This is a genomic window from Mycobacterium sp. 1274761.0, assembly GCF_001668615.1.
GTDB lineage: Bacteria > Actinomycetota > Actinomycetes > Mycobacteriales > Mycobacteriaceae > Mycobacterium.
The window spans coordinates 154,631-168,940 of sequence record NZ_LZMC01000019.1; the positions used below are offsets into that span (position 1 = coordinate 154,631).

Here is a 14,310-nt window from a genome sequence, read left to right on the forward strand (position 1 = left end):
ACGATCAATGCTATTGAGGCGAGGCCGATTCGGCGGCTGCGACCGCATCGGTCAGCCGATCGAGAAGCGGGCGCTGACCCTTCAGCAGCTTCGACCGCGCCGCAGGCACGGAGAACCAGCCCACCCGGTCGATCTCCGGGTACTCCCTGACGTTCCCCGACCCCTTCGGCCACTCCAGGGTGAACGTGTTGCTGACGGTGCCGTCCAGGTCGAGGTCGCCGCGCACCGCGAACGCGATGATGATCTTCCCGCTGGGCTGCTTCAGCGGCGGGAAATCGATGCGCGGGCCCTGCGGCGGCGGCTTGCCCAGCTCCTCTTCGAACTCCCGGCACGCGGCCAGCCAGGGATCTTCACCCTCGAGGTACTCGCCCTTGGGGATGGACCAGGCCCCATCGTCTTTTTTGGCCCAGAACGGGCCGCCCGGATGGCCGAGCAGCACCTCGAGAGACCCGCCCATCAGGCGGTAGAGCAGGAGGCCCGCACTCAATTTCGGCATTGTGGCCCGAGCCTAGTTAACGTTTTGATTAAGCGAGGATAAGGTTCGTCTGTGCACAAGATTAATCGCCGCAACCTGATGCTCATGACCGGCGCCGCCGCGCTGGGAGCCGCCGTTACCTCGCCCTCTGCGTCAGCCGAGCCGCTCCCGCCAGGTCAGCCCGAAAATCCGAGCGCGCCCGCGCCCAACGCCAACCCGGCACCCGTCGACTACATCTTCGCCGACGACTTCGACGGACCGGCGGGCGCTGCACCCGATTTGTCGAGGTGGACGGTGGTGGGCTGGAACGAACCGGTGACCCCGCCGATCCTCGGTCTGTTCCGCGACGACCGGCGCAACGTGTGCCTCGACGGCAACGGCAATCTGGCGCTGCGCGCGACCCGGGAGGGCGACACGTACTTCAGCGGCCGGGTGGAGAGCCGGATGAAGATCGGCATCGGGCACACCTGGGAAGCCCGGATCAAGCTGAACTGCCTGGTCCCGGGCTGCTGGCCGGCCTATTGGCTGGTCAATCGGGAGCCGACCCCGGACGGACGGGGCCCGTTGCCCGACGGTGAAGTTGACATCCTCGAGTGGTACGGCAACGGCAAGTGGGCCCCGGGCACCGCAGTCCACGCACGCTCGGACGGCAGGACCTGGAAGGAGAACAGGTGGCCCGTCGACGGCGACTGGCACACCTACCGGGTCCGGTGGGACGACGCCGGTTTCCGGTTCTGGCGCGACGACGTCAACGGCGCCCCGTTCTTCACAGTCCCTGCGGCGCCGATCAACGGGGTATGGCCGTTCAACGCACCCGACTATCTGCTGTTCACGATCTTCAACCTTGCGGTCGGCGGTCCCGGCGGCGGTGATCCGCAGTTCGGCCCGTTCGAAACCCCGGAGATGCTTGTCGACTACGTGCGCGTCTGGTAACGGTGAATTCGTGAATACGGCGCTGGTGGTAGCCGCAGCGGGCGTAGTGCTGGCCGGTGCGGGAGCCGCGTCGGCACAGGCCGATCCTGTGACCTACGGCAGCAACGGCGTGTTCGGCGTCGGTGCCAAGCCGCCGGAGGGCTGGGCCACCGCCAGCATCCCGCCGGGCAGGTACCGCGTGGACCAGTCCCCCAGCATGTACCCCTATCTGAGCCCGCCCGGTTTCTGGCTGCGCTGCAACAACTTCCCGTGCGCGGGGAATTTCCCTGCCCATATCATCGCCAGCGGCGAAGCCATCCGGGACCAGCCGACGTTCGTCGACATCTTGCCGACCGACGTCGCGATATCCCTGAACAATGTCACCCTGACTATCGCGTGATGAGATGAGCGACAACCACTTCGAACCGCGCTGGCGGCTCAACGTCGACGACGACGTCACCGTCGCGTTCGACTCGACGACAGCGACCATCACCAAGATCACCACCGGCGAGAGTTGCTGTCTAGGTGACTATCCGTCGTTCATGGTCGAAGAGCCCGGGCTTCTGCGTGTCCGCAGCAGCCACGCGCCGCCGATCGGCAAGTGGTACGTCACCGGCGAGGAGTGAGGCGCTACTTCCGGTCACCCTCGGTATCGTCGAAGAAAGCCCAGTGGCCGTCGTCGGCCTTGACTTCCATGCGCCAGCCGAGTTCGGAATTGTCGGCCTTTTGGTCGACGAACCAGGCGTGCGCGTCGTCCGCGCTCTCGATGTCCTTGGTGTCGACGACATCGCCCTTCGGGTTCAATACGCGATAGGTAGCCATGCCCAACGGGGTTCCCGATTGGCGGTCTTTCACACGTCAATTGGCCTTCGGCAGCGGGATCCCTTCGCTGGTGGAAAACCTCGCGTCGTCCTGACTGGACAGACCCACCGAGACGACTGAGCGATCGAAGAACACGTCGGTCAAATACGCCAGCGACACCGCCCAGCGGTTGACGAAGCGCGGCATGGCGTAGAGGTGATAGGTCCGGGTGACGAACTTGGCGGGATATCCGGACAGATGGATGTTGAGGGGGTTGGCCACCGCGTAGTGCGGACCGAGGTCGACGACCAGGCCCATGTTGCGGTGCCGATAGTCTTTGGGCTTGCCGTAACCGAGGCTGGCGGCAACATTGCGGCCCAACACTTTCCCCTGCCGCATCGCATGTTGCGCCGTGGGCGGGGTGATCTTGCCGGGCTGCGTCAGATCCGGCACCGCGGCGGCATCCCCGGCGGCGAACACATCGGGATGACCTGGGACCTGCAGGTTGGCCTGCACCTTCAGTCGGCCCCGCTCGGTTTCGAGGCCGAGCTTTTCGATCAACGGCGCGCCGGTGACGCCGGTGACCCAGGCCACGGTATGGGTGTCGACGCGCGAATCATCGCTCAGCACAACGTGATCGGGGTAGACCTCCTTCAAGGTGACGCCCAGCCGCACGTCGATGCCCCGTTTGCGCAATACCCGCTGCACGCTTTCGCCGAGTTTGTCCCCGACCTCGGGCATCACCTGCTCGGCGAGGTCGAGCAGTAGGAACTTCACCTCCGCGGGATCGAAGCCCATCTGCCTGCCCGCGGCGTCGGCCAATGCCTGCAGCTGCACCACCAGTTCGGTGCCCGAGTACGAGGCGCCGACGACGACGATCGTTCGCCTGGCCCTAATGCGGGCCTCGTCGTCGTCGCTGTTGGCCAGCTCGAGCTGTTCGAGCACGTGATCGCGCAGATAAGCCGCCTCTGCCGGCGACTTCAGCCCCCGGGCGCAGTCGGCGAGGCCGGGTATGTCGAACAGCCGAGTGACCGAACCCGGCGTCAGTACCAGCCGGTCCCAGGTCAGGGTGTGCGACCTCTGCTCCGGATCGCAGTAGGTCAGGCTGTGGCCGTCCAAGTCGACGCTGTCGACCCGCCCGCGCATGGCGCGAACGCCGCGCAGCGTGTTCGCCAACGGAACCGTCACGAACCGGACGTCGACAAGACCGCCCGCGACGTCGGGCAACAGCGGGGTGTAGAGCATGTAGTCGACCGGCGACACGATCTTGATATCCACGTTCGCGTCGTGCTTGCGCACTATCCGCGACAGGCGACGGGCGCACTCGAATCCGGTGAAACCACTGCCAACGATGACGACCGATGTCTTAGAACTCACGGTACGGGTCTACCCACTATCGGCCGGAATCAGCGTGGTGATTCTCGGCCACTTCCGACGCGGTCACGTGGTCGTCGGTTTGGCCCGCTAGTCGAACGCGAGTCGGCGGCCCCGCTTCAGCGCGGCGATGAGCTCATCGAGAAGACGTTGTAACTCCGCTAACCGACCGTGCGCGCTCAATCCGGCCGATCGCAAGCCCATCTCTAATTCGGCGAACCAGTTGGACAAACGCGACTCGTAGATCTCGACGAAGGTGGCGAAACCAATCGTCGCGACTGTTCCTGAAGTTTCGGCTGAACGCATTAGTTCTGCGATCCCGCGCTGTTCCTCCCGCCAAACCATCAGACTGCGACCTTCGTGGTCTGGCGCGTCGCTGCCGAAGGTGTTCTTGATAGCAGTCACTAGAGCGGCAACGGCCTTGGTCTCGTCCTCCGTCTCGAACCGGAGCTGGTTGACCGCTTGAGCCAGTTGTTCCACGACGCTCCAGTAGCTACCGAATCGGTAGAGCGTTCCCAGCATCGCGATACGGGTGCGCCATTCGTCATCCCGAAGATTGAAATAGATCTGGCCGAACCCTCTCGTGCGAAGATTCTCGATCCTGTACTTCAGGCCCTCGGCAGCGGCGATGAGCGGTTCGCGATACTTGTCGAGTTGTTCTCGTGCGGCATACTGGCGCTCCTCGACGCGTGATCGCATGTCGAGTCGGTGCTGCACCTCCGCCAGGGCCTGCCGCGACTGATGTTGGCGTTGCAAGGTCCAGATCGACGAGAGGAGGCTGGTCATCGCTGCGATCAGGGCGAGCGCTATGGAAGTATCCACAACGCGATGATCCGATAGGTTACGTTGGTGTCGCGGGCGAACCGCATAGTTCGGTCACCAGGTCGCTAAAGCGAGGAGAGTGGCTTTCATGACGGGGCCGCGCCCGCTGCGCCGATGGGATGTGTTCCGGCCTCTCGACATGCTGATGTCGGTGTGGTCGACGGCTGCGACGGCACCGCTGAGCACCGGCGCGACGGCGGCCTACCGGACGCTCTTGCTGACCCTGCGCCGGATGGTGGTGGGGCGGGAACTGTCGGTCCGTCTGGACGAGGGCGACATCACCCTGACGGTCACCGAGTTCGACTCCCGGGTGGACGTGCGCGGGCTGACGGTCGGCCAGCTCAGCGATGTTCGGCTGGCGGCACGCGATATCCGTTGGGACACAAATAGATTGGATCGCGCCACTGCTGTGCTGCACAATGTGCAGCTGCGGCCGTCGGCGCTGGTGGCAGCGCCGGTCGACCTGACCGTCGAGCTGCCCGCCGAGACACTCGACGACCTGTTCCGCCTGGTCGCGCCACGGCTGGTTGGCGAGATCGACCAGGACGGCATCGCACGGCTGCGGCTGGCGCGCCGGCCGTCGCTGGGACATCTCGAGGTCGACGCGCACCTGGACGATTCCACGCTGTGGCTAAAACCCCGCGCCCTGGTGCTGCGCCGCAAGCGGTTGCGCCTACCCCCGCGTACGCCGGCCTACCGCGTCCAGCTGCCAGACCTGCCCCACGGACTTCGGTTGACCGACATCAGCTTTCAGCCCGACACGCTATGTCTGGCAGGCACGTTGACGGAGTGGCGCATCGACGCCCCCCGCACGCGCCTGGAAGACGTGATCAACCAGCTCAGCATGGTGGGTCGGCCGCTGAACCTGTCGCGGCTGGCCCGCGGGTAGCGCACGGCGTGTACACCCGCTACGTCGCCATGGGCGACAGCCAGACCGAAGGTTTGTGGGACGGAGATGATTGCCAGGGCATCGTCGGCTTCGCCGACCGGTTGGCCGCCATGCTGGACGACCTGAATCCTGGCCTACGGTATGCCAACCTGGCGATCCGCGGCCGTCGGATCCGCGACGTCCTCGACGACCAACTCCCTCATTCGCTCGCAATGTGTCCCGACCTGGTCAGCGTGTGCGTCGGAATGAACGACATCACCCAACCCGGACTGCAATTCGATCGGGCGTTGGCCGATCTCGCGCTCGTGCACGAACGGCTCGCCCAGTCTGGCGCGACCGTGCTGACCACAACGTTCCCCGACATCGAGCAGATCGTGCCGATCGGAAGAGTGATGTCGTCGCGGCTGCACCGCGCAAACGACGCCATCACCGCGGCGGCCGACCGCTACGGCTTCAGGCTCGTCGACCTGTATCACGCGCCGTCGATGGTTGAGCCCGACGTATGGAGCGCCGACCGCGTGCACGGGTCCACGAAGGGCCACATCCTTTTCGCCGCCGCGGCCGCTGAGGCCCTGGAACTGCCTGGCAGCAGCCATGATTGGGCATATCCCGACCCCGGTGCGGAACGTCCGATGGTCCGGTCGCGCGCCTACTCGCAGCTGTTGTGGACCAAGAACATGCTGGCGCCGTGGCTGTGGCACCACGCCCGAGGCATCTCCAGCGGCGACGGCCGGGCGCCCAAAAGGCCCAGCATGGAGAGCCTGTCTCGAAGCCGCTAAAAACCCAGGAGACCCAGCGGAATCGGTGACTGCCCGTTGGCCACCGAGTCGATCACCCGTGGGCAGAGGAAGGAGATCGCCAGCCCGGTGAACATGTTCGCCCCACCGACCGACATGCCCGTCGAGTCCGCGACCTTCGCCGCGACGTCGGCCGCGTTCTGGCCGGGGTCCGACAGCATCGGGCAGACCGATTGGCCTGCTGCCACCAGGCTTGACGGATCAGTGCCCGCGCCCAGGCCGGCGCTGGTCACCGCGTTGAGGAACGCGTCGGTATCTGGCTCGGCCTGCGCCGGAGCCGCGAGAAGGGAAGCCGTCGCGGCGAGCCCAGCCAGGACGGGGATCACCCGGACGGGGCGAGAAAATCTGCGCACCTGCAGCAGCGTAATGGAGCACACGCGCCGGCACTAACCAGCACGTCACCGCGCCAGAGCTAGACGCCCGTCCAGGTTTCGTCGAGTTGTTGGGCCACATCGATGACCTTGGCCTTGACCGACTCAGGGCTGTCGATCTCCCCCGCCACGTGCGCGGCGATGAACCGGCGGACCTCGGCGTCCACACCCGCGACGATCCGGAGCAGCTCCGCCCGCAGCGACTTCGACGTCACGTGGATCGCGATATCGGACGGCCGCGGTTTCTGCACATCGAGGATGAGCAGCAGCGGCGTGGCCGCCCGCGCGGTGGCGCCAAGGGCGATCTCGCCGTAGACCATGAACTTCGGCCGGTCGATCTTCAGGTCGATGACCATGTCGATCTCCAGCGGGATGCGGATCGAGAACGTGATCAGCTCACCCACCTCGCGGGTGACCCGAGGCTCCTGGATCCTGACCTTGGCGGTGACCTTGGCGATCTTGCCCGGTCCTTGTCCCATCGGCCCCATCTCGAACTCGTCGCCGGCGATCGAGGCGATCGCATCGCCGACGCGCTCCTCGCTCACCGCGACATCGAAGAACCTGCGGCCGAATTCCTCGTAGGACACGTACTCGTAGCCATCCATAGGTGTCTACCGTCTCATGCCCGATGCCATAACTCGTCCATTGCTCCCGAACGGCGGCCCCGGTCAGCTGTTGTTCTCGCTGCGGGCCTCGGCTCCCGTCTCGCCTGCATCGATGGCGTCGTCGGAGGACGTTTCCCCGACGTAGCTGCCGTCGTCGCCGTCCTTGCCGGCCCGCGAGCTCGCGACCTTGCGGTCGTTCTGAACGTCTTCTTCGCTCTTTTCGTCGTCACCTGAGGTCATGACGCCGTATCTACCACTTAGCGGAGCGACCCAAACTCTCGCGTTGACCCGCGCTGGACCGATAGGCTTCTCCTTCGAGAAAGGTGGGACAATGATCCGCGAAGCAGTCATCGCCGCCGCACTGGCATGCACCGCAGTCGGTAGTGCACCTGTCGCCCTGGCCGACCCGAACGACAACCTGTACTTCGACAAGCCAGGCCGCTACGCCTCAGACGTGCCGTTCATGAACTATGAGGCGCGCCTGTCCGCCCCGTGCGACAACTTCGAGATCAATACGTTCGGCCGCGGGCCCGGCGGCGAACCGCTGCAGTGCCACTGGATCCCCAACCAGTGGCCGCCGGTGTACACCGGCTTCTGGCAGATCTCACCGGAGATTCACGGCGTGCAGGAGATCGGCACGCCGTGCCCCAGCGATCAGGCCGCCGCGCAGGCCCCCGACGGTCGCCCGCTGCTCTGCCTCGGTGAGCAGGGCTGGCAGCCCGGCTTCTTCACCGGCACCGGGTACTGGCCGACATAAAGCCCACTAGCTCGACGCGGTGGCGAATCGCCGACGAATGCCGGCGAGCATCGCCGTGTGCGCCTCGACGGCCTTGCGGGTGGTGAGCGCCGCGAGCGGGCGCGGCGCCTCGATCACAATTCGCTCGACGACGCGCGTCCCCGCGGCGGTGGGTTCGAACGACACAGTGCTGCGCAGCCGTACCCGCGGAAACTGCCTGGCCTCGGAGCGCACCTCGCCTGCCGCCGGAACATGAAGCCGCGCAACATAGCTGGTGCGCAGCCGCAGCCGCCCGACTGGGATTCGGTCGCCGACGAGATAGGTCTGCACATACCCGCCCGCGGTCTGCGTGCGGTCGAGCGACCGCACCGACACCACGAGCGGGTGCACCAGCCTGATGTTGTCGAGGTCGACGTAGAACGCGCGGACGTCGCCCGGCGGAGCCGGAACGTCTTCGGTGAACGTGTGCTCCGATTCGGTGATCCAGCGGCCCACTCGGCCAATGTAGACGACAACTGCAGACGCTTGATCCTGCCCGGAACGCGCCCGAGAATGTCATATGCTCAATAGCGAGAATCGCGTATCCGGTAGGCTCGCTGAGCAACTGCTTAGCAGCCTGTTGGGGGTCCCCACCGACGACGGAATGGAGCGTTCGCCATGACCGAGACCGTCGCCGCCCGGTATGCCGGGGCGCGCGTTCCTCGAGTCGAGGACACCCGCCTGCTCACCGGCCATGGCACGTTCGTCGACGACATCTCGCGGCCAGGCATGCTGCACGCCTGTTTCGTCCGGAGCCCGTTTGCCAGGGCCCGCATCAACGGCATCGACGCGGCCGCGGCCCTTGCGTTGCCGGGGGTGCACGCGGTGTTAGTGGCCGCGGACCTGAACCCGGAGGTGAAGGAAGCCTGGCACGCCGTCGCGGGCAAGGACATCCCCGACACGCCACGCCCGCCGCTGGCCGAGGGCGAGGTGAAGTTCGTCGGCGATCCCGTCGCGCTCGTCGTAGCCGAATCGCGGTACGTCGCCGAGGATGCCGTCGAGCTGGTCGATGTGGATTACGACCCGCTGCCCGCCGTCGCCGACTTCACCAAAGCCGTGGGCGGCTCCGAGGCCGGGATTCCCGTCGTGCACGACGCGTATCCCGACAATGTGGCGGGCGGGATGGGCGGTGCGCCGCCCGACGAGGAGACCTTCGCGGCGGCCGCACACGTCGCGTCGGCGCATGTCTACCAGCAGATCTACGCTCCGGTCCCGATCGAGACACGCGGCCTTGTCGCCGAGTGGGAAGCCGCGTCCCGCGAACTGACGATGTGGGCGTCCACGCAGACCCCGCACGAGCTGCGCGCGTTTGCCGCCCGCCTGCTCGGAATCCCGGCCCAGAACGTTCGGGTCATCATGCGCGACACCGGCGGCGGATTCGGCCAGAAGGTCGTCCCGATGCGCGAAGACATGTGCATCATGCTGGCCGCACGGAAAGTTTCCGCCGCGCTGAAGTGGATCGAGGACCGCCGCGAAAACCTGATGTCGGCCGGACAGGCCCGTCACGTCGACGGAGACGCGCGGATGGCGTTCGACGGCGATGGCAACATCCTGGCCGCCGACATCGACTTCATGCAGGACATCGGCGCCTACCCGACGCCGTATCCGGTGCTGACCACAGCCGCCATCGGCATGTTCTTCCCCGGCCCGTACCGCGTGCCGAAGGCCAGCTTCAACTACAAGACGGTGTTCTCCAACACGGCGGGGCTGGCGGCCTATCGCGGTCCGTGGCAGTACGAAACCCTCACGCGCGAAATACTTCTCGACATCGCGGCCCGGCAGATGGACATGGACCCGGTGGAGCTGCGTAGGCGCAACATCCTGCGCGGTGACGAGATGCCCTACTTCAACGCCAACGGCATGCCCTATGAACACGTCGCGCCGGCGGACACGTTCGAGCAGGCGGTCAAGATCCTCGACCACGAGGGCTTCCGCAAGGAGCAGAAGGACGCGCTGGAGCAGGGCCGCTATCTCGGCCTCGGATTCTCGGCCTACATCGAGCCGACCGGCGCCGCGACCGGTCACCTCGCCACCGAGGGCGCGACCATCCGGATGGAGCCCACCGGAAAGATCAATGTCTACGTCAACGGCGGATCGACCGGTAACAGCATCGAGACGACGGTGGTCCAGCTGACCGCCGACGCGCTGGGTGCGGACATCGAGGACGTGTCAACGATCCAGGGCGACACCGCGGTTACGCCCTACGGCGCCGGCACCCAGGGCAGCCGCAGCGGACCGATGACCGCAGGTGCGGTCAACGAGGCGGCTGCGATCCTGCGTAAGCAGATCGTCGCGATGGCGGCCCATCGGCTGGAGGTCGAGGAGTCCGACATCGAGTTGGCCCACTCCCGGGCCAGCGTCCGCGACGACCCGGACAAGAGCGTCAGCTTCGCCGACATCGCCTACCGCTCCTACTACGAGCCGGCGCAGCTGCCGCCAGGAACGGCGGCGACGCTCGAGGCGACCGCGCGGTTCACGTCGCAGGCAATGATCCACTGGGCCAACGCGACCCACGCGTGCACCTGTGAGGTCGACGTCGAGACCGGCCACGTGACGCTGACCAGATACATCGTCAGCGAGGACGTGGGACCGATGATCAACCCCAACGTCGTCGAGGGGCAGATCGCCGGCGGTACCGTCCAGGGCATCGGCGGTGCGCTGCTGGAGAGCATGGTCTACGACGACGACGGCAACCCACTGTCGTCGACGTTCGTCGACTATCTGCTGCCGACCGCCACCGAGGTGCCGCCGATTGAGTACGGCCACGTCGAAATTCCCGGCCCCGGTGTCGGCGGATACAAGGGCTGCGGCGAAGGCGGTGCGATCGGCTCGACGCCCGCGGTCATCAACGCCATCAACGACGCGCTGGCCCCGTTGGGTGTGACGCTCACCCGGCTGCCGGCCAGCCCCGCCGCGATCGTCGAACTCATCGAAGAGGCCAGAGCCGCCGCAGCCGGAAAGGACCACTAGAGATGGAGCTGAACAACGAATTCCGAGTCGCGGTGCCCGCGGCGAAAACATGGCAGGTGCTCACCGATGTGGAGCGGGTGGCGCCGTGTATCCCAGGGGCCCAATTGCTTTCGGTCGACGGTGACGACTTCACCGGCGCGGTGAAGGTGAAGGTCGGTCCGATCACGGTGTCCTATAAGGGAGAGGCCGCCTTCCAGGAGAAGGATGCTGCCGCGCAGCGGGTGGTCATCAAGGCCAGCGGCAAGGAGACCAGGGGCAGCGGTAACGCCGCCGCGCTCGTCACCGCCCAGCTCAAGGACGAGGGGTCCGCGACCCGCGTGGTGATCACCACCGACCTCACCATCTCCGGTAAAGCCGCCCAGTTCGGCCGCGGCGTCCTTGCCGACGTGTCGACGAACTTGATCGGCCAGTTCGCCCGCAACCTCGAGGCGGAACTTCTCGGCGGCGCGGCACCGTCGGGCGCAGCGCCGTTTTCGACGGAGGCTGCCACGGCCGCGGCAGCTCCGACCGGCACAGGCGAATCGGTGGATCTGCTGAAAGTCGTTGCGGTGCCGGTAGCCAAGCGGTACGCGCCGGCGCTCGCCGCCGTGGCGGCTGGTCTGGCGGTCGGCTTCCTGCTGGGCCGGCGCAAGCGGTCGCACCCCGCTGCCGACCTCGCCGACGAGCTCCAGACGGCTCTCGCGCGGCTGTTGTCATGAAGGCTGCAGCGTTCGCCTATCACCGACCCGCCACGGTGTCGGAGGCCGTCCAGATGCTCGCCGAGTTCGGCGACGACGCCAAGATCTTGGCCGGCGGCCAGAGCCTGGTCCCGATGCTCGCCATGCGGCTGACCCACTTCGACAACCTGATCGACATCTCGCGTATTGAGGAACTGAAGAACATCGAGTTACGCGGGGACGAGCTGTCGGTCGCGGCGGGTACCCCGCATGTGTTCGTCGGCATGGACGACGAGGTCGCCGATTCCGTTCCGCTGCTGACGCTCTCGACGCCGCACATCGGCCACTTTCAGATTCGGACCAGGGGCACGCTGGGCGGGGCGATCGCACACGCCGATCCCGCCGCCGAGTACGCGGCGGTCGCGCTCGCGCTCGACGCGACGATCGAGGCGGCGTCGGCGCGGGGGCGACGCGAGATTCCCGCTGCCGACTTTTTTACCGGCCTGTGGGAGACGTCGTTGGCGCCCGACGAGATCCTGACCGCCGTCCGGTTCCCCGTGTGGGGCGGACGGTCGGGCTTCGCGGTGGAGGAATTCGCTCGGCGGCACGGAGATTTCGCCATCGCCGGAGCCACCGTCGCGGTCGAGCTCGACGGCGACGACCGGGTGGCGCGCTGCGGCATCGGCCTGCTGGGCCTTGGCTCGACGCCACTGCGCGGCTCGGCCGCCGAGGAGGCCGTCGTCGGCCAGCCTGTCGATGCCGTCACCGCCGACGAGATCGGGAGGATTGCGATGGGTGGGCTCAGTGAGATTCCCGCCGACCTACAGGGATCTGCCGAATACCGGTCCCGCGTCGGCGCCACGATGGTGGCGCGCGCGTGGGCCGCGGCCGCGCGGCAGGCGCAGACATCCGAAACGGAGGCTGTTCATGCATGAGGTGCCGGTCGAGCTGACCGTCAACGGACGCGCGCACCGGCACGTCGTCGAGCCCCGGCTGACGCTGGCCGACTTCCTGCGCGACAAATGCGGGCTCACCGGTACCCACCTTGGGTGTGAGCACGGCGCGTGCGGCGCGTGCACGGTGCTGCTCGACGGCCAGGCCGTGCGGGGCTGCCTGATCTTCGCCGTGCAGGTGGACGGCCAGGAGGTCACCACGGTCGAAGGCATCTCGGGCGATGACGGTGAGCTGTCACCGGTGCAGGCCGCGCTGCGCGAATGCCACGGACTGCAATGTGGCTTCTGCACACCGGGTTTCGTCACCTCGATCACCGCACTGCTGCGCGACAACCCGCAGCCCACCGATGAGGAGATCCGGGAGGGTCTGTCCGGCAACTTCTGCCGGTGCACCGGGTATCAGGGGATCATCAATGCGGTGCACCGCGCGGCGCAAACGCCCGCTGGTTAGGACGCGGGCGCGTATCCCAGCGTGCCCTTGATCTCCAGGTACTCGTCGAATCCGAACTCGCTCCATTCGCGGCCGTTGCCGCTGCGCTTGTATCCGCCGAACGGAGTGTTCAGGTCGAACGCATGGTTGATGGCGATCTGGCCCGCCCGGATCCGGCGCGCCAGTGAACGCGCGGCCTCCAGGTCAGCAGCCGAAACATAGCCCGCCAGACCGTAATCCGTGTCGTTGGCGATGTCGACGGCCTGATCGATGTCGTCGTACGCCAGGATGCACAGCACCGGTCCGAAGATCTCCTCGCGGGCGATTGTCATGTCGTTGGTGACGTCGGAGAACACCGTCGGCTTGACGTAGTAGCCGCTGTCGAGCCCGTCCGGCCGTCCCGGACCGCCCACCACCAGCGTCGCGCCCTCATCGATGCCCTTCTGGATCAACCCCTGGACCTTGTCGAACTGCGCCTTGGAAGCCACCGGGCCGATCGCGCGCTTGTCCTCCAGATTCCCCACCACCACCGACTCGGCCACACCGCGCGCGATCTGGGCGGCCTCGGCCATGCGGCTGCGCGGAACGAGCATGCGCGACGGCGCATTACAGCTCTGGCCGGTGTTGAGCATCATCGCGGTCACGCCAGCGGCGACGCTGTCGGCGAACTTCTCGTCGTCGAGCACGATGTTCGGGCTCTTGCCGCCGAGTTCCTGGGTCACCCGCTTGACGGTGGCGGCCGCGTTCTTGGCGACGTCGACGCCGGCGCGGGTCGAGCCGGTGAACGACACCAGATCGATGTCGGGGTGGCTCGAGATCGCCGCGCCGACACCGGGACCATCACCGAACACCATGTTGTAGACACCGGCGGGCACACCGGCAGTATCCATCACCTCGGTGAAGATCTGGCCCGAATACGGGGCGACCTCCGACGGCTTGAGCACCATCGTGCAGCCGGTGGCCAGCGCCGGAAACACCTTGCACGCAATCTGATTTATGGGCCAGTTCCATGGAGTGATCAGACCGCAGACGCCGATGGGTTCCTTGGCGATCAACGATGACCCGCGCTGCTCTTCGAACGAGAAGTTCTTCAACGCGTCGATGGCGCCCATCAGATGGCCCAACCCCATCATCACCTGCGGGCCCGAGGCCAGCGACGGTGGCGCGCCCATCTCCTCGTGCACCGCGTCTGCCAGATCACCCGACCGCTTCTGGTACTCCGCGGCAATCGCGCCCAGCAGGTCCAGCCGCTCCTCGCGGGTGGTAACCGCCCACGTCCCGAACGCTTTCCGTGCCGCCTTGACCGCCTTGTCCACGTCGGCGGCCGAGCCGATCGCGATCTTTCCCGACACCTGCTCGGTGGTCGGGTTGTCGACGTCGAGCGTCCTGGGCTCGGTCGGGTCAACCCATTGGCCGTCGATGTAGAACTTCAGATAATCACGCATGGCTCTACCTTCTCTTAAATCGTCGCGTGCCGGGG

19 protein-coding genes are annotated in these 14,310 nt (G+C 66.5%); 10 read left to right on the top strand and 9 right to left on the bottom strand.

Going from position 1 to position 14,310, the window contains the following annotated elements:
- Positions 1–10: 10 nt before the first annotated feature.
- Positions 11–496, bottom strand: a complete 486-nt coding sequence (locus A5651_RS02925) for an NUDIX domain-containing protein (protein ID WP_066975367.1) — start codon at positions 494–496, stop codon at positions 11–13.
- A gap of 60 nt (positions 497–556) precedes the next feature.
- Between A5651_RS02925 and A5651_RS02930 the strand changes: the two genes are divergently transcribed.
- Genes A5651_RS02930 through A5651_RS02940 form a run of 3 tightly spaced genes read left to right on the top strand, consistent with a single transcriptional unit; the run spans position 557 to position 2,013 of the window.
- Positions 557–1,408, top strand: coding sequence for a family 16 glycosylhydrolase (locus A5651_RS02930; protein WP_231988522.1), 852 nt, complete (start codon positions 557–559; stop codon positions 1,406–1,408).
- Between the two features lie 10 nt (positions 1,409–1,418).
- Complete coding sequence (locus tag A5651_RS02935; protein WP_369803903.1) at positions 1,419–1,787, top strand: hypothetical protein; 369 nt, start codon at positions 1,419–1,421, stop codon at positions 1,785–1,787.
- 4 nt (positions 1,788–1,791) lie between these two features.
- Positions 1,792–2,013 (top strand): hypothetical protein, encoded by a 222-nt coding sequence (locus tag A5651_RS02940; RefSeq protein WP_066975371.1) that lies wholly within the window; start codon positions 1,792–1,794, stop codon positions 2,011–2,013.
- A gap of 4 nt (positions 2,014–2,017) precedes the next feature.
- On the opposite strand, the gene A5651_RS02945 is transcribed toward A5651_RS02940, so the two are convergent.
- The 3 genes from A5651_RS02945 to A5651_RS02955 all read right to left on the bottom strand — a co-directional run bounded on the left by A5651_RS02945 (position 2,018) and on the right by A5651_RS02955 (position 4,384).
- Entirely contained in the window at positions 2,018–2,209 is a 192-nt protein-coding gene (locus tag A5651_RS02945; protein WP_066975476.1) for a hypothetical protein, read from the bottom strand.
- A gap of 36 nt (positions 2,210–2,245) precedes the next feature.
- The gene (locus A5651_RS02950; protein ID WP_066975373.1) at positions 2,246–3,565 is read right to left on the bottom strand and encodes an NAD(P)/FAD-dependent oxidoreductase; all 1,320 of its coding nucleotides are present in this window, start codon (positions 3,563–3,565) and stop codon (positions 2,246–2,248) included.
- Positions 3,566–3,652: 87 nt separating this feature from the next.
- Positions 3,653–4,384, bottom strand: coding sequence for a hypothetical protein (locus A5651_RS02955; protein ID WP_156662543.1), 732 nt, complete (start codon positions 4,382–4,384; stop codon positions 3,653–3,655).
- A gap of 88 nt (positions 4,385–4,472) precedes the next feature.
- Here A5651_RS02955 and A5651_RS02960 point away from each other — a divergent pair, with 88 nt between their 5' ends.
- Positions 4,473–5,273 carry an LmeA family phospholipid-binding protein gene (locus tag A5651_RS02960; protein ID WP_066975377.1) on the top strand — a complete coding sequence of 267 codons (801 nt, stop codon included), beginning with the start codon at positions 4,473–4,475 and terminating at the stop codon, positions 5,271–5,273.
- 29 nt (positions 5,274–5,302) lie between these two features.
- A complete protein-coding gene (locus A5651_RS02965; protein ID WP_066975478.1) occupies positions 5,303–6,052 on the top strand; it encodes an SGNH/GDSL hydrolase family protein in 750 nt (249 codons plus the stop codon).
- Here A5651_RS02965 and A5651_RS02970 read toward each other — a convergent pair.
- The 3 genes from A5651_RS02970 to A5651_RS25625 form a co-directional block, all read right to left on the bottom strand.
- A complete protein-coding gene (locus A5651_RS02970) occupies positions 6,049–6,423 on the bottom strand; it encodes a DUF732 domain-containing protein (RefSeq protein WP_156662545.1) in 375 nt (124 codons plus the stop codon). The genes A5651_RS02965 and A5651_RS02970 overlap by 4 nt on opposite strands.
- 59 nt (positions 6,424–6,482) lie before the next feature.
- The gene (locus A5651_RS02975; RefSeq protein ID WP_066975379.1) at positions 6,483–7,046 is read right to left on the bottom strand and encodes a hypothetical protein; all 564 of its coding nucleotides are present in this window, start codon (positions 7,044–7,046) and stop codon (positions 6,483–6,485) included.
- Between the two features lie 63 nt (positions 7,047–7,109).
- Positions 7,110–7,286, bottom strand: coding sequence for a hypothetical protein (locus A5651_RS25625; protein WP_197496517.1), 177 nt, complete (start codon positions 7,284–7,286; stop codon positions 7,110–7,112).
- A gap of 91 nt (positions 7,287–7,377) precedes the next feature.
- Here A5651_RS25625 and A5651_RS02980 point away from each other — a divergent pair, with 91 nt between their 5' ends.
- The gene (locus A5651_RS02980) at positions 7,378–7,803 is read left to right on the top strand and encodes a hypothetical protein (RefSeq protein WP_066975381.1); all 426 of its coding nucleotides are present in this window, start codon (positions 7,378–7,380) and stop codon (positions 7,801–7,803) included.
- Positions 7,804–7,809: 6 nt separating this feature from the next.
- Here A5651_RS02980 and A5651_RS02985 read toward each other — a convergent pair whose 3' ends face one another.
- Positions 7,810–8,277 (bottom strand): SRPBCC family protein, encoded by a 468-nt coding sequence (locus A5651_RS02985; protein ID WP_066975382.1) that lies wholly within the window; start codon positions 8,275–8,277, stop codon positions 7,810–7,812.
- Between the two features lie 162 nt (positions 8,278–8,439).
- Between A5651_RS02985 and A5651_RS02990 the strand changes: the two genes are divergently transcribed.
- Genes A5651_RS02990 through A5651_RS03005 form a run of 4 tightly spaced genes read left to right on the top strand, consistent with a single transcriptional unit; the run spans position 8,440 to position 12,851 of the window.
- Entirely contained in the window at positions 8,440–10,791 is a 2,352-nt protein-coding gene (locus tag A5651_RS02990; protein ID WP_066975384.1) for a xanthine dehydrogenase family protein molybdopterin-binding subunit, read from the top strand.
- Positions 10,792–10,793: 2 nt separating this feature from the next.
- Complete coding sequence (locus tag A5651_RS02995; protein WP_066975386.1) at positions 10,794–11,489, top strand: SRPBCC family protein; 696 nt, start codon at positions 10,794–10,796, stop codon at positions 11,487–11,489.
- Complete coding sequence (locus tag A5651_RS03000; RefSeq protein ID WP_066975388.1) at positions 11,486–12,382, top strand: xanthine dehydrogenase family protein subunit M; 897 nt, start codon at positions 11,486–11,488, stop codon at positions 12,380–12,382. Before A5651_RS02995 ends, A5651_RS03000 begins: the two co-directional genes overlap by 4 nt.
- Positions 12,375–12,851: a (2Fe-2S)-binding protein gene (locus A5651_RS03005; protein ID WP_066975390.1), complete on the top strand. Its 477-nt coding sequence runs from the start codon at positions 12,375–12,377 to the stop codon at positions 12,849–12,851. The genes A5651_RS03000 and A5651_RS03005 overlap by 8 nt, the downstream gene beginning before the upstream one ends.
- Here A5651_RS03005 and A5651_RS03010 read toward each other — a convergent pair.
- Entirely contained in the window at positions 12,848–14,275 is a 1,428-nt protein-coding gene (locus A5651_RS03010; RefSeq protein ID WP_066975392.1) for an aldehyde dehydrogenase family protein, read from the bottom strand. The genes A5651_RS03005 and A5651_RS03010 overlap by 4 nt on opposite strands.
- Between the last annotated feature and the right edge of the window lie 35 nt (positions 14,276–14,310).

Coding starts and splice junctions, on each gene's coding strand:
- A5651_RS03010 (WP_066975392.1), bottom strand. CDS start 14,275: ATGCGTGATTATCTGAAGTTCTACATCGACGGCCAATGGGTTGACCCG.
- A5651_RS02980 (WP_066975381.1), top strand. CDS start 7,378: ATGATCCGCGAAGCAGTCATCGCCGCCGCACTGGCATGCACCGCAGTC.
- A5651_RS02940 (WP_066975371.1), top strand. CDS start 1,792: ATGAGCGACAACCACTTCGAACCGCGCTGGCGGCTCAACGTCGACGAC.
- A5651_RS02960 (WP_066975377.1), top strand. CDS start 4,473: ATGACGGGGCCGCGCCCGCTGCGCCGATGGGATGTGTTCCGGCCTCTC.
- A5651_RS02945 (WP_066975476.1), bottom strand. CDS start 2,209: ATGGCTACCTATCGCGTATTGAACCCGAAGGGCGATGTCGTCGACACC.
- A5651_RS02975 (WP_066975379.1), bottom strand. CDS start 7,046: ATGGATGGCTACGAGTACGTGTCCTACGAGGAATTCGGCCGCAGGTTC.
- A5651_RS02990 (WP_066975384.1), top strand. CDS start 8,440: ATGACCGAGACCGTCGCCGCCCGGTATGCCGGGGCGCGCGTTCCTCGA.
- A5651_RS25625 (WP_197496517.1), bottom strand. CDS start 7,286: ATGACCTCAGGTGACGACGAAAAGAGCGAAGAAGACGTTCAGAACGAC.
- A5651_RS02925 (WP_066975367.1), bottom strand. CDS start 496: ATGCCGAAATTGAGTGCGGGCCTCCTGCTCTACCGCCTGATGGGCGGG.
- A5651_RS03005 (WP_066975390.1), top strand. CDS start 12,375: ATGCATGAGGTGCCGGTCGAGCTGACCGTCAACGGACGCGCGCACCGG.
- A5651_RS02995 (WP_066975386.1), top strand. CDS start 10,794: ATGGAGCTGAACAACGAATTCCGAGTCGCGGTGCCCGCGGCGAAAACA.
- A5651_RS03000 (WP_066975388.1), top strand. CDS start 11,486: ATGAAGGCTGCAGCGTTCGCCTATCACCGACCCGCCACGGTGTCGGAG.
- A5651_RS02965 (WP_066975478.1), top strand. CDS start 5,303: ATGGGCGACAGCCAGACCGAAGGTTTGTGGGACGGAGATGATTGCCAG.